We start from the raw sequence: 18,619 nt of genomic DNA, 5'->3' as shown, positions 1-18,619 counted from the left end.
AGTTTTTAAGGTTATATTGATTTTGGATTTATTCTTTTCCGCCCTGTAAGTTGTCCTGCCAGTCTTTTAATTCCTGCCATTTACCCTGATAAGCAAGCAATGCTTGTCTCGCCCAGGTACTTGGATTGTGAATAGAATAATTTTCACCTCCCGCATCCAGTATGGATTGTAGCTTTTCGGTGGAAGCTTCTGATAATTCATGCCACGTTTTAATACCTGCAGCATTGAATAATGCTTCAATTTTTGGACCGATTCCTTCTACAACTTTCAAGTCATTCTCTTTTATTTTCTTACCGTAGACAGTTGCAGCCAATGCGCCGTCAAAAGGTATTAGAGCTGCTGCTGCTGTAGCGGCAAATGATTGTGGTGCTGCATTAACCTTAGCTTTTGCGGCCAATTCAGCTTCCAGCGTAGAAATTTTAGCATTCAGATTTCGGGTATTTGCTTTACAGGCATCCAGATCAGCTTGCAAAGACAACGCAAGTGAATCATCACCTTTAGAATTCATTTTTCCCAGTAAGTAACCCAAAATTCCACAGATTAATCCCACTAGGGCCGGTATTAAGATACAAGGTATATTCATGATAGTATATTTTGATTAGTTATTTAATTGTGATAACAGTTCTTCTATTGGTTGCTTTGCCTTCAGCAGTGGTGTTTTCACCTATAGGTTCATCAGGGCCTTTTGATTCGGTGGTAATACGGTTCCCGTCAATCCCTTTTTTGGACAAATAATTCTTAGAAAACTCGGCTCTTTTCTGACCAAGAGTTACGTTCGAATCCCGATTTCCAACATTATCGCTATGGCCAACGACCAGAATAACGGCTTTTTTTACGTGTTCCATATACTTCACTAAATCGGCTACTTTTTGTTCTTCGGCAGCTGTTAAGTGATCGCTGGATTTATTGGTATTGAAATGTAGAATGAGCGGATCGCCATTGATTTTTTCTTTCAAAATCACCCATTCATCGGTTACTGCCGGAGCAGCTTCGGGAGCATCAAATGTATATTCGGCAGGTCCTATTAGCGTGTCTTTTATCGTTTTCCATTTGTCGATCACTTCACCTTTTGTATTTAACTGTGCTTCAGCGATACCTTGTGATACAAAATACTTTTTGATTTCATTCGCTCGTGCCAGACCCAGATTTTCCGCAGCAGTTGTGTTAGTTTCATCTGAAGTTGCATAACCTGTTATCGTAATTTTTTGCTTCGGATTAGCGATCAAAAAGGTTTTAAGGTTTTGAACTCCAATTGATACAGAATCACTCACAGGCAGTACGACTGCAAAACTGTTTTTAAGGAACTTGAGGTTATCATTGGTATGATAGTCAATTCCCGAACCATTTAGAATAAAAGGGACAGAAGTATCGTCCTGAGCCACAACTGTCGATACTTTTTCGGTATCAACCGCAGGTGTTTTCATAGTACAATTGCAGCAAAATTTCAAATACAAAAAGGTACCTAAAATAATGGTTATTGCAATGCCTAGTAGATAAAGTGCTTTTTTAGACATAAGTGATGAAGTTAAGATTCTATCAAATTTAACAAAAAAATAAATACATAACCGATTAATAATCAGTTATTTTAAAGTTATTTCTCTAATTATGAGGGCGTTGTGTCAATGAAGATCAAAACGTAACGATTCCTGTAATTTCAATTCTCAGGCCAGATTAAATTGAGTAACTTGCATAAAAATTAAATTCAGGCATCAAAATGGTCGAAATAGAAAGAAAGTTTCTTGTAAAATCAGCTGATTTTAAAGAGCAGGCTTTTGCACACAATAAAATTGCCCAGGGATACTTAAGTGCTGTTCCTGAAAGAACTGTTCGTGTGCGTATTAAAGGAGAAAGAGGTTTTATTACCATAAAAGGAATCAGCCATCAGGGCGGAATGTCCCGTTTTGAATGGGAAAATGAAATCCCGCTGGATGAAGCACTGGAATTGCTTAAATTATGTGAAAAAGGAAAGATTGAAAAGACACGTTACGAGATAAAATCAGGTAAACACATTTTTGAAGTAGACGAATTTTACGGAGAAAATGAAGGCTTGGTGATGGCCGAAGTAGAACTGGAATCGGAAACAGAACCTTTTGAAAAACCGGATTGGCTGGGAGAAGAGGTAACGGATGATTCACGGTACTACAACGCTTATCTGAGTAAGAATCCTTTTAAAGAATGGAAGAAGTAAAGTTTATGGAAGTATACGATTTGATTATTGTAGGGGGTGGTCCAATTGGTCTGGCCTGTGCAATCGAAGCTCAGAAAAAAGGTTTGCGTTATCTGATTATTGAAAAAGGCGCTCTTGTGAATAGTATTTTCAATTATCCTTTGTATATGACTTTTTTCTCCACTGCCGAAAGACTTGAAATTGGAGATATTCCGTTCAGTTGTCTGGCACCAAAGCCAGGCCGTCAGGAAGCGTTGGAATATTACCGAAACATTCACCGATACTTTAATTTTTCGATTCAGTTGTTTGAAAGAGTGACCCAGGTTGAAAAGCAGGCTGATGCTTCTTTTAAAATTACCACCGACAAGGCTGTTTATGAAGCCAGGAATGTTGTGATTGCAACCGGTTTTTATGATATTCCGATTGAAATGAATGTAAAAGGGGAGCAGCTGCCAAAAGTGCGTCACTATTATAAAGAAGCGCACGAATATGCTTTCAGGAACGTTCTGGTTGTAGGAGCAAATAACTCTTCGGTAGATGCAGCATTGGAATGTTGGCGAAAAGGAGCAAATGTGACGATGGTTATCCGAAAAGACGTGATCAACAGCAGGGTTAAATACTGGGCCAAGCCCGATATTGAAAACCGTATCGCCGAAGGCAGTATTAAAGCTTATTTTGAATCTAATATCACTGAGATTCGTGAAAATGAAGTCGAAATAGAAACTCCTACAGGGAAAATTACGCTCGAGAATGATTTTGTACTTGCGTTAACCGGTTACAAGCCAGATTTGACTTTTCTGGAAAAAATGGGGATACAATTAGCGGAGGACGAACTAAGAACTCCAACTTACCATCCGGAAACCATGGAAACGAATGTAGAAGGTTTGTTTTTGGCCGGTGTAATTTGCGGAGGCATGTACACGCACAAATGGTTTATCGAGAACTCCCGAGTTCATGCTAATATGATTGTGGATTATATTACTTCAAAATAAATTTATAGTCCCGAATTCCCGAATTAAAATTTTCTTAAATTCTAAAGAATAAAATTCGTGAATTCGCGGCTAAAAAAAACTAAAAACCGCAGAAAAGCATTGAATAGCTGATCTGCGGTTTTCGTTTCTTCATAGGAAGATCATAAAATAAATTCGTGAATTCGGGACTATAAAAACTAAGAGCTACAGGAAAGCATAGAACAGCCCACTTTAGACCTTGCCCAATCCGGGCGTTTGGCGAACCATTTTTGGTATTCCGGCTGTTCGTCATAAGGCTTCTGCAAAAGAGTATAAAGCTCATCGATTAGCGAATAATCTTCTTTATCAGCTGCATCAATCGCCAGTTGCGCCATATAGTTTCGCAGTACGTACTTCGGATTTATAGTATTCATTTTTTCAGCACGCTCCTGGTCAGAAAGTGATTCTGTTTGAAGTCTTTCAAGATAGGCTGTAAACCAGTTTTGCCATGATTCTAAAACAGTACCTGAAATTTGTTCCGGAATATAAAATGCCTCCTTAATTTTTTCTATTGCTTTTTCTGCAGAATCTGATTTTTGAATGTTGCTCAAATTTCGAAAGAAAATAGTCATATCCGTCTCCGATAATTGTAGTGTATTTTCTAAAGCAGTAATTAGCTCGCTATCAGTTTCGGTTGAAGTGAATAATCCTAATTTGCTTAAAAACATTGTTTTGTAATCGGAATCAAAATCAGTAATAAACGATTCTAGTATTTTTTCTAAAGGTTCAGCTTCATTGATTAAAGGATAAATAGCATTGGCCAATTGGTACAAATTCCATTGTGCAATCTGGGGCTGATTCCCAAAACGATACCTTCTGTATTGACTGTCGGTTGTATTGGGTGTCCAGTTTGGATCATAGTTTTCGAGCCAGCCGTAAGGGCCATAATCAATTGTGATTCCATGAATCGACATATTATCGGTATTCATCACACCGTGTACAAAACCTACGCGCTGCCAGTGCAGAATCATTTCGCGGGTAGTATCGGCTACGGTTTTAAAGAATTGTAAATACTGTTCTTTAGGTTCTCCTTTAATTTCAGGGAAATAATGTTTGATGTTATACTCTACAAATTGTTTTAGATTTCGAAGCTCATTTCGGGCTGTCAGCATTTCGAAGCTGCCAAAACGGATAAACGAAGGAGCAACACGGCAAACAATGGCTCCTTTTTCATAAGCTGAATTTCCGTTGTATAAAATATCGCGTAAAACCTGATCTCCGGAGGTTATAAGCGAAAGTGATCGGGTAGTGGGAACGCCTAAATAAAACATGGCTTCGGCACACAGATATTCTCTCACAGACGAACGCAGAACAGCCAAACCATCGGCGGTTCGGGAATAGGGCGTTTTTCCTGCACCTTTTAACTGTAGTGTAAAAGATTCGCCATTGTGTTCGACTTCTGTTAAATTAATGGCACGGCCGTCACCCAATTGTCCGGCCCAGTTTCCAAACTGATGCCCCGCATAACACATGGCGAACGGACGTGTTTCCGGAAGAATTTTTTTTCCCGAAAAGACATTCAAAAACGATTCAGACTGAATTTCAGCAGTCGAAATTCCAACCGATTCTGCTACTTCTGCAGAAGCATGAATAAGTTTAGGATTTGATGGTTTTGTTGGATTTACATAAGAGAAAAGCGAATTGGAGACCTGACGAACTTCATTGGTTTCGTTTGGATCTGCAGGCAGTTCAGCGGTAAATCGATTATTTATTTTTAAATTTTTCATTAGGATTGTTTTCTTTGCCACAGCTTGGAATGACTTATATTCTTTCTTCTTTAGCAGCATAAAATAATGGAGATTCTCTTTTTAAGCTGTAGAAAAAAGGTTTATTTAGTCAATTAGTCTGTCAGCGTACATTTTTTTCAGTTTGTGTACTTTAGGATCAATTACAATTTGACAGTAACGCGCTTCCTGATTGTTGTTGTAATAATTTTGATGATCGGCTTCGGCTTCATAGAAAACTTCAAACGGAACGAGTTGTGTCACAATCGGATCTTCGTAGAAAGCTTTTACTTCCTCAAAAACCTGTTCTGCCACTGCTTTTTGTTCGTCATCGTGATATAAAACGATCGAGCGGTATTGTGTTCCGCTATCCGCGCCCTGACGGTTTAAAGTGGTAGGGTCGTGGCTTGTCATGAATATAAAAATCAAATCGTGGTATGAAATTATGTCAGGATTAAAGGTGACTTGTATGACTTCTGCGTGACCGGTTCTGCCAGTACAAACTTCACGATAGGGCGGGTTTTTAATAAAACCTCCTGAATACCCCGATTTTAAGGATTCTACTCCCTTTAAACGCTGAATTACAGCTTCAATACACCAAAAACATCCTCCACCAAAAGTGGCAACTGATAAATTTCCCATAAAATAGTATTGTTTAAATTTTTAATGCCTATTAATCCGATAGAATATTGTGATAAATTATTAGTAAAAAGATAATTTAAATAAAGAAACTAAGCAGTTATTTATCTTTTGAAGTTTACAATTGATAAATTCGCAATTCTATAAAAAAGCAATATATTTGCAATCAAACTCAGGCACACTAATGAACAGCAAAAATAGTACCATCACTTTAGAAACCTATTTTCAGGATTTTAGAAAGAATATTGTAGGAATTAATCAGGAATTTACCTCTCCTTACGGCAAAAAACAGATTATTTATACCGATTGGACTGCCAGCGGAAGGTTGTACCGACCTATTGAAGAGAAAATTCTCAATGAATTCGGGCCTTTTGTTGCCAATACGCATACAGAAACTACCGTGTCAGGTACTGCCATGACAAAAGCCTATCATCATGCCAGATCGATCATCAAACGTCATACAAATGCCAGTAACGACGATGTATTGATCACGGATGGTACCGGAATGACAGGTGTTGTCAATAAATTTCAACGTATTTTAGGTTTAAAAATCCCTGAGAATTTAAAAGATTGTACGGTTGTTCCTGCTGAAAAACGTCCTGTTGTTTTTATTTCCCATATGGAGCATCATTCCAATCAAACGTCGTGGTTAGAAACGATTGCCGATGTTGAAATTATCCCATCTTGTGAAAAAGGACTTTTTTGTTTGGATAATTTAGAGCAATTGTTGGAGAAATACAACGACAGAACGATCAAAATTGCTTCTATCACCTCCTGTTCGAATGTTACGGGTTTAAAAACACCGTTTCATGAGGCTGCAAAGTTAATGCACAAGCACAATGGCGTTTGTTTTGTTGATTTTGCCTGTTCAGGTCCATATGTAGAAATCGATATGCATCCCGAAGATCCGGAAGCGTATTTGGATGCTATTTTCTTTTCACCGCACAAATTTTTAGGAGGCCCTGGAACTTCGGGCGTTTTAATTTTTAATAAAAAGTTATACAATAATATGATTCCGGATTGTCCCGGAGGAGGAACAGTGAGCTGGACCAATCCGTGGGGCGAACATAAATATATAGATAACATTGAGGATCGTGAAGATGGCGGTACTCCCGGGTTTCTTCAGGTTATTAAAACCGCACTGGCTATTGAGCTAAAAGAGGAAATGGGAATCGAAAACATCCTACAACGCGAGCATGAGATTGTAGACTATGTTTTTAATGAATTAGACTCCGTTTCCAATATTAAAATCCTGGCGGGACAGCATAAAAACCGTTTAGGAGTTGTTTCGTTTTTTATCGAAAATCTTCATTTCAATTTAGGAGTGAAATTACTGAACGATAAATTCGGAATTCAAACCAGAGGAGGATGCAGTTGTGCTGGAACTTACGGTCACTTTTTATTGCACGTAGATCAGGAAACTTCCAATAAACTGGTAAACGAAATTACTATTGGCGATTTAATCAAAAAACCGGGATGGATCAGAATGTCAATTCACCCAACTACTACTGATAAAGAAATTGCTTTTGTGTGCGAAAGCATCAAAGATTTGGCTAAAAACCATACAGAATGGGCTTTGGACTATACTTATAACAAAAATACCAATGAGTTTGTTCACAAGGATGCTACTTCGTTTGAAGACGAGTTAGTGGCCGGCTGGTTCAAATCGTAAAACTTATATTCATAATAATTACTAAACCCGACATGTTTCAAAAACCTGTCGGGTTTGTTGTTTTTAAATTACATGATTAAGCGAACTCCGCCCAGATCTGAAATACGGTAGGAGAATTTGTTTCCGGGAGAACCAATAAACATAAAGTTTTTAGGGATATTCCATTTTATAGAAAGCTCATCGATAATTTCAGGGCCAAAAACTCCTTGTATTTCAAGGTATTCAATGTCAATGTCATCGTAGGCACGATCCAAAACTTCCAGGTCTTTGATTAATTCTTCGTTATTGGAAGGGCCATTTTTGACGTAAACGATTTTAAGTTTTTTGGTCGTTTCGTTGTTTTCAACATATTGTAAAACTTTGTTCAGGATGGCAATATCGTCTCCTTTGGTAAAAAAGACAAATTCCTGCGAGTTGATCTGTACACTCATTTTTTGTAAATACCGATTGCTGATGATCACCATTCGTCGTAAGGGCTGGTAAAAATACTCCAGAGCTTCGATCAGAAGTCTTATCAGAATGACACGATTTAACATGATGCCAATGAAGAGCAGGGATGGAACCATGTATTTTAAAAAGGTATAGAAAGCATTGATGTTGAGCTCCATATTTCCGATGAAGGCAGCAATAATGAAAGAAACAGCAACGACTACAGAAATACCTCGTGCACGCTCTGGTCGGGGTAGTTTTCGACGTTTGAATTTGAGTAGTAAGTTCCCGATTCCAAATAAAGCCATTACTGCCAGAAAAGAGAACGTATAAACTCCTGCCAAGGACTCTAAATGCCCATTGGTTGCAAAGAGTACCGAAATGCACAGTACTAAAAAGCTAATCACAATGCGATAGTGAGAACCTCGTTGGTTTTGTTTCAGGAAATAGTTGGGTAAAATCCGGTCTAAAGTCATTCGGTTTAGTAAGCCTGAAACTCCCACGAAGGAAGTCAATACGGCTCCGCATAAAACTAAAACGGCATCAATAGAAATAAGCCATGCCAGCCAGGAACCTCCTGTAGTTTGTCCTAAATGAGCCAATAGTGATTCTTTATTGGCACCCACCTCGGTTAACGGAATGATACTGATTAACAAAATGGCAATTACCGGGTTGAAAAAACTAACAATAGCCCACATGTTGCGCAACGTCTTCGGGAAAACCCCCGATTGCTGTTCTTCTACAAAGTTGGCGGAACTCTCAAAACCCGAGATCCCGAGCATAGCGGCTGAGAAACCTAAAAACAAAGCCGTTTTAATGTTTCCATAAGCGATGGGAGTCTGCCAGTTGATGTGAAAAGTTTCTAAACCGTTATTCAGGATAAACCAAAGCGAAGCCAGTACTAGTAAACTTAAAGTGACTAAATGGGTGATAAAGATAATTACGGCTACAAAAGCCGATTCTCCAATTCCCAATATGGCGAGCCCTGTAAAAAGAACCAAAACAATGATGGTTGCCACGGTCACATTTAAACTTTCGAAAATCCCGTGCAAATAGTGCATGCCTTCTGAAGCCGAAATCACGGCTGTTGCCATATAAGACAAAACAGTTAAGGTAGCAGCCAAAGAGGCCAAACGTTTGGTAGAAGTGTTGAGCAGAACATTGTAAGCCCCTCCGTTTAGTGGAATTGCCCCTACAACTTCCCCGTAAATTTTTCGAAATAAGAATAAAACAACCGCAACAATTAAAAGAGAAATCCAGGCGTACTGCCCGGCATATAAAATGGTAAGCGCTGAAACGTATAAACAGGAAGAACTGATGTCGTTTCCACAAATTGCTGTTGCCTGTAATTGATTTAATTTTTTGTGTACAATTTCTTTCATAGAGATTCAAGATTTACAACACGATTAACTCCAAAAAATAGTAACAGACAAGCGAATTCTAATAAAAGAGGCGGGTAGTTGAATAGAAACTAAAAGAAAATTTTAGCTAATGTGCATATTTGAATTTTCAATTTAAGAAAATTATTTGGATTCCTGAAACTTTTTTAGGGACAACAGCGCCTGTTCCTGAATTTTGCTTTGAAAAAATCCCGTCCAGCCCATTAAATATCCGGTTAAACCAAAAGCCTGTTTCGACCATTTCCAGACGTCAAAACTATCTGTATGTTTGATGATTAGACCGTCCTGAAAAGCAAATTCAGCAGAAATCCGATTGATTACTTTTCTATTGGTTTTACTAAAATTATAAGTCGCAACCCATTTGGCAGTACCTGAAAAATCATCTGCTTTAATAGCTGAAAATTCAATTTTAAGGTTGCCTTTGCTTTTTAAAATCAGCATTTCCCACATTTTAGAAACCTGATCTTCTTTTAGTAAACCAAAAGCAGGATCAATAAAATGAATTTTAGGATGGTAACATTCGCTCATGGTTTTAGCATCGGCATTGGCAAAAGCGGTATAGAATTTTGTAATTAAGGCTTCATTCGGATTCATGGAGGATACTGTTTAGATTATAAATATAAGATTTATTATACTAATATAAAGCTGTATGGGCTAATTAACAAAAAATGATTTAACAGATTTTAAGACTGACAAGAGTGTGAAAAAAGAAGTCTATTTGTTTCTCCTCAAAAAGGATGTTTTTTAATTAAATATAATCATTAGGTTAACCTAAAAATCTATAAAGCGCTAATTGCGGCTGCGGTATCAAAGGTTTTTTTTGACTTATCAAATGCTGTCGAAAAGTACGCCATCCTGTTTAGAGCCGTAAAATAGCCGGTTTGATCTCCAAACGTTGTAGCATTACCTTTGATGATAAAACGGATTGCTTTAATATCCGTTTTTTTTAGTTTATTCATTTCGGCAAGAGTGAAATAGTAATAAGAAGTGGTTTTCCCGTCAAGGGTTTCTTTGCTGTTTTTGTCTACGCAGGCAATCACATCGCCATTGACTAAATCAACGTATACGCCTCCTGAAATTTGAGTTTTATCGTTAGAAATTCCTATGCTTAGTTTTAAAACTCCTCCTTTGTCTGTTTTGGCAATCTGAACCTCAGTTTCTCCGGTAAAAACATACTTTTCACAAATAAAAGTATAAGCTGTTGTTGCCGGAAATGGTTTTGAGCCCTTTATACTTATGGTTTGCTGTGCGTTTACGAAACCGGTAATTAACAGTACTATTAAAAGAGGCAGTTTTAAATTCATAGTTTTTACTTTATTGTTCGGTTATTTTGGCATCAAATTTCTCGTCCCAATCCATTGATTTTATGGCCGAAATCAAATTGTCTTCGTTTACAAAAATGCGCAACTCTTTATTGGCTACTTTTTTGGAATACAGTGCATGATAGCGATAAATGACCTCCTGTTTGGTTCTGTAGACACCATCAAGTTTTAAATCGATAAAACTTCCGTAGTATTGTCTGAATCTCTGACAGGTTTTGGTCAAACGTTCTTCAGTCGTATTTTCCATAACCGACTTCGTAACTTCAGTTTCATTAAAAGGCTTAAACTTTGAGGAATTACAGGTTTCTAATACCCTTTTTCCCAATTCGTACGCTTTTTTCTGCTGATTGGAATTTATTTCGGCAGTAGTGACTCTTTTAATTTTTAAATCTTCAGTGTCTCTATTGATCGTTTTCGATTTACATCCAATTAACAATAACAAACATATAATCAATCCTGCTTTCTTCATAACTATTTAAGTAATTTTTAATAATAAGTTGGGGTCAGGGCAGTTTTCGATGTAAAAATTCAGGTCATTTGTATTGCAGACGCCGGGATAGTCGCCGGAATACGTTTCGATGTTTCGTATAATCTGAAAGTGTACATGTGGAGCGTAATCTCCATTAACAGAGGAGCTTCCTAAAGTTCCAATTTTTTGGCCTTTATGAAAAAATGTCCCAACACTAAGGTTTTCTATACTTTCTAACGATAAATGTCCATATAAAGTATAAAATTTTTCATTTTCTATGCGATGCTCTAAAATTATAGTCGGACCATAATCGCCCAAACCTATATTGTTTTTAAAGCTGTGTACTTTTCCGTCTAGCGGCGCCAGTACTGGGGTATTTACTTTTGTCCAGAGATCTAATCCGATATGGATGTTGCGTTCCGGTATCGAACTGTTTTTAAAAATGGTACTGCGCTGATAGATTGTTCGGCCTTCAATATAACCACCATAGGCTACTTCGGCATCATTTTTTTCTAAGTAAGCTGTAATAAAATCTTCAAATTCTTCGGTGTTAGCAGGTTTACATTCGGCAAGTTCCTGATTGGTTACAGACAGGTCTAAAGGAATGTATTTTGAAATGTCAATGTTGGAATCAATTACTTTAGTAGGTGGTAAGGCTTTTAAGATAGAGGCAAGAGGTTTCATAGGTTTAAACTACTTTTTCAATAATTATTAATTCGTTGTGAACTTCTACTCGTGGGAGCATTTTGGAAGCAAACAGTTTGGGGTTAATTTCAGAAATGTATTTTCGGTTTCGAACATTGTGCGCTTCGTCTAAAATCATGGTGTTAAACAAAACAAATCCATGACTTTGCAAAAGCGAACAAATCCGTTCGCTAAAAAAGCTTTCAAACAGAAAATTGGGCATCTTGATGTCTTCAAAAATATCAATAATAATTAGATTATATTTATTTTTTGTTTTTAAAACAAATTCAAAAGCATCATCAATTACAACTTCCAGTTGTTTAATCTGGTCAAGATTGAAATACTCGTTGGCAATTTTAATGATGTCGGGATCAATCTCTACACCGGTAATTTTGCCTTTGTACTGAATTTCATCTACCAGTGTTTTAATCACGCTTCCGCCGGCAACACCTAACAATAAAATATGATCCATTTTAAGAATGTTGTCATAACCGATATTTCGAAGTCCGTATCTTAAAATACGCTGTAAACTTCCGTAGGAATAATTGGTGTTTTCAGAATCAAGAACTAATTCGCCATTAGCCCAGGTAACTTCGATGATTTTGCTTCTTTGTGATTTTTTTTTGAATATTTTTATAGGAACAATATAACTGAACAATTTTTGGATCATTTTAAATGCTTTTACTCAAAAATACCACTTTAAATCTTTTATTTTGCAGGAAAAAACAAATTAATGAAAAAGCGATTGTACAAATTCATCTTTTTTAAGCTAATGGGCTGGAAAATTGTGGGAATCGAAAATGCTGAAGTAAAAAAATGCGTGATGATGGTGATGCCGCATACCAGCAACCATGATTTTTATTTGGGAATTTTTACACGCGGCATTTCCGGTTTGGAAATGAACTGGGTTGGAAAGAAAGAATTATTCCGTTTTCCTTTTGGTTATTATTTCAGAAGTGTAGGAGGAGAGCCTATAGATCGGACTGGCGGATTGAATAAAGTAGAGTCGATTGCTGCAATTTTTGAAAGAAAAGAAGTTTTTCGCTTAGCTGTAGCTGCTGAAGGAACCCGTAAAGGAGTAAAAGAATTAAAAAGCGGTTTTTATTACATCGCTCTTAAAGCAAATGTGCCAATTGTGCCGGTCGCTTTTGACTGGGGCAAAAAAGAAGTCAACTTAGGGAAACCATTTTCTCCAACCGGAGATTATGAGGCTGATTTGAATGTTTTAAAAAAACACTATGACGGGGTCGTGGGTAAAATTCCGGAAAACGGATTTCAGTTGTAATTTTTTGCTTTTGGTCGATTGTCCAGGAATCGCTTAAATGAAAAATAATTTTAGAAATTTTCAAATACGCGAAAATTTCAAATTTAAGGAACGTAAGTCTTAAAGGTTCCGTTTTTATAAAAGACCACTATTTTTTCAATTTCATTTTCTGCAGGACTTAAACTTTGAGTTTTAATTTCTGTAGAAGATGTGTTTTTGGATTTTTCATTTTCCGAAACAGAATTTTCTTCTGATGGGATAGGAGTAAGAGGTTTTGCAAATTCAGAGAGCGATTCGTTTTTTTTCAGATCAGTGGCATCTTCCGCTTTTGGAAAGCTCCCTTTGCCATTTAAAATCCAGTACAAATCAATATCGGGAAAAACCTCCAGAATTTTTAGTACAAAATCCAAACTGGGTTTGTTTCTGCCAGAAAGCAGGTGAGACATACTGGAACGCTGCACCCCAATTTTATCCGCAAAAGAAGAGGCGTTTAAAGCATAATAATCCAATATAATTTCAAGTCGTTTTACAAAATCATCGATGTTTACCATTGTAAATTACTGTTTAGAAAATTGCTGTTTACAAATGTAATCAAAAGCGGCCTCTAAAACAATTTTACAGTTGTAAATCGTAAATTTAACCTTTAAATTGTGTATTTAAGACTTTAGATGATTGGTTTTAACTTGTTGAAATATATAAAATTATATTTTAGTATTTCAACTAATAACAAATGTCAATTAGTAAAGAGTAGAATCAATTCTATTACCAGTAAAAACTGTTTACAATTCTAAATTTATTACTTTACAATTTATTTACAATTGTAAAAATAAAGATGTTTACTTTTGTAAACTAATCAAAACACGATGAATTTAGAAGAATTATTCAGCCAGCATAAAGAGCAAACAATAGAGGGACGTTATTTGACTTTGGATCATATTCAGCCTTTATTAGATAAATTAAATACAGACAATCAGGTAGCGATTATTGGTCGTTCAGTCTTAGGAGAACCGATCTATAGTTATCAAATCGGAACCGGACCAACGCGTATTTATCTATGGTCTCAAATGCATGGAAATGAAAGTACGACTACAAAAGCACTTTTTGATTTTATAAATGTCTTAAACAGCGGTTCTGAGTTTGCGCAGAAGATGCTCAAAACGTTTACCTTTTATAGTATTCCGATATTAAATCCTGACGGTGCAAGGCTTTACACACGTGAGAACGCTAATAAAGTAGATTTAAACCGTGATTCTCAAAATTTAACCCAACCGGAAAGTACTATTTTGAGATCGGTATTTGAAGCTTTTAAACCGCATTTTTGTTTTAATCTTCACGATCAGCGTACTATTTTTGGGGCGGGTTCAACCGGAAAACCGGCAACACTTTCCTTTTTAGCGCCTTCGTACAACGAAGAAAGAGAGGTAAATGAAAACCGTTTAAAAGCGATAAATGTCATTGCCGGAATCAATGATGTTTTGCAAAAATACATTCCGGGGCAGGTGGGGCGTTTTGATGACTCGTTTAATATCAACTGTATAGGAGACACCTTTCAGTTCCTTGGAGCTCCTACAATTTTATTTGAAGCAGGTCATTACCCGAATGATTACGAACGTGAAATCACACGAAAGTTTCTGTTTTTCTCACTTGTTTCAAGTTTCGACCTGATTAGCGAAAACGATTTAGTTGATAACAGAATTAATGATTATTTGAATATTTCACAAAATAAAGTGGTTTTTTATGATTTTATGTGGAAAAATATCAAAATAAATTATGATGGTATCGAAATTATTACGAATTTTGTCGCACAATACAAAGAAGAATTGATTGAAAATAAGATTCACTTTAATGCCTACATAGTTGAAGTAGGTGATTTGGAAAATTATTTTGGACATTACGAATACGATGCAAAAGGGGCAAGTTATTCGGATGACTTTGGTACTTTTCCGAAATTGAATCAAAAAGTAGATTTTTATTTAGATAAAAATGTTAAATTTGTTAACGGATTGATAAAAAGTTAATTTTTATGTGAATTTGTTGTTTTTTATATATATTTTTATACTTTGTAATAGCAATTAGTAATATTAATTAAAGAATTATGAGTAAATTTCGTTTAGATGAAGTAGATCACCAGATTTTAGATATGTTAATAGACAATACGAGAGTTCCGTTTACTGACATTGCTAAAAAACTATTGATATCTGCTGGTACAGTGCATGTTAGAGTAAAAAAGATGGAGGACGCAGGAATAATAATGGGATCTTCATTGGCCTTAGATTACGATAAGCTAGGGTATTCGTTTATTGCTTATGTGGGTGTCTTCCTTAATAATACGTCTCAAACAAAATTTGTATTAGAGCGAATCAATCAAATTCCATTCGTAACAGTAGCTTCTGTAACGACAGGTAAATTCAATATTTTTTGCAAAATTAGAGCAAAAGATACTAAACACGCAAAAGAAGTAATCTTCATGATCGATGATATCGATGGTGTTTACAGAACTGAAACTATGATTTCATTAGAAGAAAGTATAAACGATAAGAAGCGTTTGATGCATACTATTTTTAAAAATATGTAATATCTTCTTGAATGCTATATCAAAATATAACCTCAAGTTTATTCTTGGGGTTTTTTTATGACCAATTAACCAACCAACTACAAATAGATTATGTACACGTTACCAAAAATTGAACGTTTTAATCAGGATGTTCTTTCAAAATACCATATTTACAATAGTGTTTTTATAACACTGCCTTTTGATTCCATTGACAATACAGGAGTTCTGCTTCCTTTGTTTACAGAGACTTGTGAAACGGGATTTAAAAAACAAGAAACACCTAAGGAGATTGTCAATTTCTTCTCTAACAAATACCTGAATGATGCTTCTGAAAAGGATAAAATTGATCTTATGTTTCGATTCATTCAATACATTGAACGTCAGATCGTATTGTTTGATGCAATCGAAGATGCTGCATTTCCGGAAGTTAATAATATGGAAGGACGCGGTTCGTTGCGTGATATTAAAGAAAAATCAGATGCCAAGGAAAAGAATGATGAGCTGATTGAATTTTTGGAGAGCTTTAATGTCAGAACAGTTCTAACGGCGCATCCAACGCAATTTTATCCAGGTCCGGTTTTGGGGATCATCAATGATTTGACAGATGCTATTCGTTTAAATGATTTACTGAAAATCAAACAATTACTGGCACAACTCGGAAAAACTCCTTTTATTCAGAACGAAAAGCCCAATCCGTATGATGAGGCAGTGAGTTTGATCTGGTATTTGGAGAATGTATTCTATGCAACTTCCGGCGAAATTGTTCATTATTTACAAAAAAATATCCTTCAGGGGAATGCGATTCAGAACCAATTGATCAAATTAGGTTTTTGGCCAGGAGGGGATCGTGACGGAAATCCTTTTGTTACTACGGAGATTACTTTAAAAGTAGCGGAGCGTTTGCGTACGTCAATCTTGAAGTGTTATTATGTTGAAATGAGAAACTTAAAACGTAAGTTAACATTCTCAGGTGTAGATACTTTAGTGTCTGAACTTGAACATAAGCTTTATCGTTCGGTGTTCTACTCGAAAGGAGAAATTTACATTACTTTAGAAGAGTTATTGACGCAGTTAAATAAGATAAGAACCATTATTATTGAAAAACATCAGTCTCTTTATTTAGATGAATTGGAAGCTTTTTTAGTAAAAATTAATTTGTTTGGTTTTCACTTTGCCACTTTAGATATTCGCCAGAATAGTAAAATTCACAATGCTGTATTTAAGGATGTGGTGAATTATTATTTGAATTCTGGTTCGCAGATATTTCCGCAGAATTATTTTGATTTGTCGGAAGAAGAGAAACTGGGAGTTTTGTCAAAAGTAAAAGGAGACTTGAATCCTGCTGACTTTGAAGATGAAATTACAAGATCTACTTTGGAATCAGTTCAGACGATTAAAACAATTCAGCAAGGAAACGGTGAGTTTGGCGCCAATCGTTACATTATCAGTAACAATGAAAGTGCCCTAAATGTTATGGAAACTTTCGCAATGATTCGTTTGAACAATTGGGAAAACCCAACGGTTGACATAATTCCGCTTTTTGAATCGGTTGATGATTTACAGAATGCGCATCAAATTATGGAACAATTGTACAACAATCCGGAGTACTCTAAACACCTTGAATCCAGAGGGAACAAACAAACTATTATGTTAGGTTTCTCTGACGGGACAAAGGATGGTGGTTATTTAATGGCCAACTGGAGTATTTATCAGGCGAAAATTTCATTGACCGAAATTTCAAGACAATACGGTATCAAAGTAATTTTCTTTGATGGCCGTGGCGGACCTCCGGCTCGTGGAGGCGGAAAAACACATAAGTTTTATGCGTCTTTAGGTCCGAAAATCGAGAATAACGAAATTCAGATTACCGTTCAGGGACAAACGATCAGTTCTAATTTCGGAACTTTGGATTCCTGTCGTTATAATATTGAGAACTTATTGAGTGCCGGAGTCACCAACCAGGTTTTTAGCAAAGAAAAAAATGAGCTGAGCGCGGAGGAAACGAAAATTTTAACGCAACTGGCTGATTTAGGGTATGAAAAATACCTGAGTTTTAAGAATCATCCTAAGTTTATCCCATATTTGGAAAAAATGAGTACGTTAAAATATTACTCCAAAACCAATATCGGAAGCCGTCCGTCTAAAAGAAGTAAGTCGGAATCATTAGATTTTGCCGACTTAAGAGCGATTCCTTTTGTGGGTTCCTGGAGTCAGTTGAAGCAAAACGTACCGGGATTCTTCGGAGTTGGATCGGCTTTAAAATATTTTGAAGAAAGCGGACAATGGGATAAAGTACATGACCTGTATCAAAATTCTTTATTCTTCAAAACGCTGTTGGAAAACAGTATGATGTCATTGGCGAAATCATTTTTACCGTTGACCGCTTATATGAAAAATGATCCTGAGTTTGGAGAATTCTGGCAGATTATCTACGACGAATTTTCAGAAACCAAACGTCTTTTACTGAAAATTGCAGGACATAAAACACTGATGGAAAATTATCCTGATGGTATAGCATCGATTCAGATAAGAGAGCGTATCGTATTGCCATTGTTGACTATACAACAATATGCTTTGTTGAGAATTAACGAATTGAATAAAGAAAACATTGTAGACGAGGAGCTGATTAAAGTTTACGAAAAAATCGTAACAAGATCCCTTTTCGGAAATACAAATGCCAGTAGAAACTCAGCTTAAAAACTATAAAAAATGAACGTAGCCCTATTAACAGAAAACGAATATTCAGGCGGATATGCCAATTATATTAAAGCAGTTGGAAATGGAGATTTGTTTGAAGAACTCGAAATTTCACTACACGAGTTTATCAAATTTGTGCAAAATATTCCAATGGATAAATTTGACTATCGTTATGCAGAAGGAAAGTGGACGATAAAAGACATTATTCAGCACATTCTGGATTGTGAACGAATTTTTGCGTATCGCGCTTTGCGATTTTCAAGAAATGATCTAACGCCTTTGCCTAGTTTTGAGGAAGATGATTACGCAAATAGTACCGATTCAAATAGCAGAAGTATTCAGAGTTTGTTGACAGAATTGTCTGCATTAAGACATTCCAATTTGTTGTTTTTTAAGAGTCTATCTGAAGAACAGCTCAAAAGAATTGGGACAGCTTCCAACATTCAGATTTCTGTTCGCGCTTTGGGATTTGTAATTATTGGTCATCAAAAACACCATCAAAAAGTTTTTGAAGAGCGTTATTTGTAAATTTCTGTTTAGCATAAAACAAAAAAAATCCTGTGGAGTAAATTTCACAGGATTTTTTGT

General features: G+C 36.2%; 19 protein-coding genes. 8 read left to right on the top strand and 11 right to left on the bottom strand.

Going from position 1 to position 18,619, the window contains the following annotated elements; all coding sequences use genetic code 11:
- Positions 1 to 28: 28 nt before the first annotated feature.
- Together ACN1CN_RS01500 and ACN1CN_RS01495 are read right to left on the bottom strand one after the other, a co-directional pair.
- Entirely contained in the window at positions 29 to 583 is a 555-nt protein-coding gene (locus ACN1CN_RS01500) for a hypothetical protein (protein WP_264523846.1), read from the bottom strand.
- 19 nt (positions 584 to 602) lie between these two features.
- Positions 603 to 1,514, bottom strand: a complete 912-nt coding sequence (locus ACN1CN_RS01495) for an OmpA family protein (protein WP_419134391.1) — start codon at positions 1,512 to 1,514, stop codon at positions 603 to 605.
- Positions 1,515 to 1,714: 200 nt separating this feature from the next.
- Here ACN1CN_RS01495 and ACN1CN_RS01490 point away from each other — a divergent pair, with 200 nt between their 5' ends.
- Entirely contained in the window at positions 1,715 to 2,188 is a 474-nt protein-coding gene (locus ACN1CN_RS01490) for a CYTH domain-containing protein (protein ID WP_419134390.1), read from the top strand.
- Complete coding sequence (locus ACN1CN_RS01485; protein WP_419134389.1) at positions 2,176 to 3,159, top strand: YpdA family putative bacillithiol disulfide reductase; 984 nt, start codon at positions 2,176 to 2,178, stop codon at positions 3,157 to 3,159. The genes ACN1CN_RS01490 and ACN1CN_RS01485 overlap by 13 nt, the downstream gene beginning before the upstream one ends.
- 176 nt (positions 3,160 to 3,335) lie before the next feature.
- Here ACN1CN_RS01485 and ACN1CN_RS01480 read toward each other — a convergent pair whose 3' ends face one another.
- Complete coding sequence (locus tag ACN1CN_RS01480) at positions 3,336 to 4,904, bottom strand: protein adenylyltransferase SelO (protein WP_419134388.1); 1,569 nt, start codon at positions 4,902 to 4,904, stop codon at positions 3,336 to 3,338.
- A 105-nt stretch (positions 4,905 to 5,009) separates the two neighbouring features.
- Complete coding sequence (gene msrA, locus ACN1CN_RS01475; RefSeq protein ID WP_419134387.1) at positions 5,010 to 5,543, bottom strand: peptide-methionine (S)-S-oxide reductase MsrA; 534 nt, start codon at positions 5,541 to 5,543, stop codon at positions 5,010 to 5,012.
- Between the two features lie 181 nt (positions 5,544 to 5,724).
- Here msrA and ACN1CN_RS01470 point away from each other — a divergent pair, with 181 nt between their 5' ends.
- A complete protein-coding gene (locus ACN1CN_RS01470; RefSeq protein ID WP_419134386.1) occupies positions 5,725 to 7,212 on the top strand; it encodes an aminotransferase class V-fold PLP-dependent enzyme in 1,488 nt (495 codons plus the stop codon).
- 68 nt (positions 7,213 to 7,280) lie between these two features.
- Here the strand turns inward: ACN1CN_RS01470 and ACN1CN_RS01465 are convergent, their stop codons facing one another.
- The 6 genes from ACN1CN_RS01465 to ACN1CN_RS01440 form a co-directional block, all read right to left on the bottom strand.
- Entirely contained in the window at positions 7,281 to 9,023 is a 1,743-nt protein-coding gene (locus ACN1CN_RS01465) for an APC family permease (protein WP_419134385.1), read from the bottom strand.
- 141 nt (positions 9,024 to 9,164) lie between these two features.
- Entirely contained in the window at positions 9,165 to 9,635 is a 471-nt protein-coding gene (locus ACN1CN_RS01460) for a nuclear transport factor 2 family protein (RefSeq protein ID WP_419134384.1), read from the bottom strand.
- A gap of 185 nt (positions 9,636 to 9,820) precedes the next feature.
- Complete coding sequence (locus ACN1CN_RS01455) at positions 9,821 to 10,345, bottom strand: hypothetical protein (protein WP_419134383.1); 525 nt, start codon at positions 10,343 to 10,345, stop codon at positions 9,821 to 9,823.
- Positions 10,346 to 10,355: 10 nt separating this feature from the next.
- Entirely contained in the window at positions 10,356 to 10,832 is a 477-nt protein-coding gene (locus ACN1CN_RS01450) for a hypothetical protein (protein ID WP_419134382.1), read from the bottom strand.
- Between the two features lie 6 nt (positions 10,833 to 10,838).
- Entirely contained in the window at positions 10,839 to 11,516 is a 678-nt protein-coding gene (locus ACN1CN_RS01445; RefSeq protein WP_264523857.1) for a peptidoglycan DD-metalloendopeptidase family protein, read from the bottom strand.
- Between the two features lie 4 nt (positions 11,517 to 11,520).
- Positions 11,521 to 12,186, bottom strand: a complete 666-nt coding sequence (locus ACN1CN_RS01440) for a spermidine synthase (RefSeq protein WP_419134381.1) — start codon at positions 12,184 to 12,186, stop codon at positions 11,521 to 11,523.
- Positions 12,187 to 12,249: 63 nt separating this feature from the next.
- On the opposite strand from ACN1CN_RS01440, the gene ACN1CN_RS01435 reads away from it, so the two are divergent.
- Positions 12,250 to 12,801, top strand: coding sequence for a 1-acyl-sn-glycerol-3-phosphate acyltransferase (locus ACN1CN_RS01435; RefSeq protein ID WP_264523859.1), 552 nt, complete (start codon positions 12,250 to 12,252; stop codon positions 12,799 to 12,801).
- 83 nt (positions 12,802 to 12,884) lie between these two features.
- Here ACN1CN_RS01435 and ACN1CN_RS01430 read toward each other — a convergent pair whose 3' ends face one another.
- Complete coding sequence (locus ACN1CN_RS01430) at positions 12,885 to 13,331, bottom strand: helix-turn-helix transcriptional regulator (protein ID WP_419134380.1); 447 nt, start codon at positions 13,329 to 13,331, stop codon at positions 12,885 to 12,887.
- Positions 13,332 to 13,643: 312 nt separating this feature from the next.
- Here ACN1CN_RS01430 and ACN1CN_RS01425 point away from each other — a divergent pair, with 312 nt between their 5' ends.
- The 4 genes from ACN1CN_RS01425 to ACN1CN_RS01410 all read left to right on the top strand — a co-directional run bounded on the left by ACN1CN_RS01425 (position 13,644) and on the right by ACN1CN_RS01410 (position 18,559).
- Complete coding sequence (locus tag ACN1CN_RS01425; protein ID WP_419134379.1) at positions 13,644 to 14,798, top strand: M14 family metallopeptidase; 1,155 nt, start codon at positions 13,644 to 13,646, stop codon at positions 14,796 to 14,798.
- Between the two features lie 77 nt (positions 14,799 to 14,875).
- Positions 14,876 to 15,355, top strand: a complete 480-nt coding sequence (locus ACN1CN_RS01420) for an Lrp/AsnC family transcriptional regulator (protein ID WP_008468989.1) — start codon at positions 14,876 to 14,878, stop codon at positions 15,353 to 15,355.
- A gap of 90 nt (positions 15,356 to 15,445) precedes the next feature.
- Positions 15,446 to 18,031, top strand: a complete 2,586-nt coding sequence (locus tag ACN1CN_RS01415; protein WP_291287406.1) for a phosphoenolpyruvate carboxylase — start codon at positions 15,446 to 15,448, stop codon at positions 18,029 to 18,031.
- 12 nt (positions 18,032 to 18,043) lie between these two features.
- Complete coding sequence (locus ACN1CN_RS01410) at positions 18,044 to 18,559, top strand: DinB family protein (protein ID WP_291287405.1); 516 nt, start codon at positions 18,044 to 18,046, stop codon at positions 18,557 to 18,559.
- The last annotated feature ends 60 nt before the right edge of the window (positions 18,560 to 18,619 follow it).

Origin of the sequence: Flavobacterium sp. T12S277 (assembly GCF_048514875.1) — a bacterium.
Lineage (GTDB): Bacteria > Bacteroidota > Bacteroidia > Flavobacteriales > Flavobacteriaceae > Flavobacterium.
The sequence above is the reverse complement of the archived record's forward strand: the minus strand, read 5'-3'. Positions and strand labels throughout refer to the sequence as shown.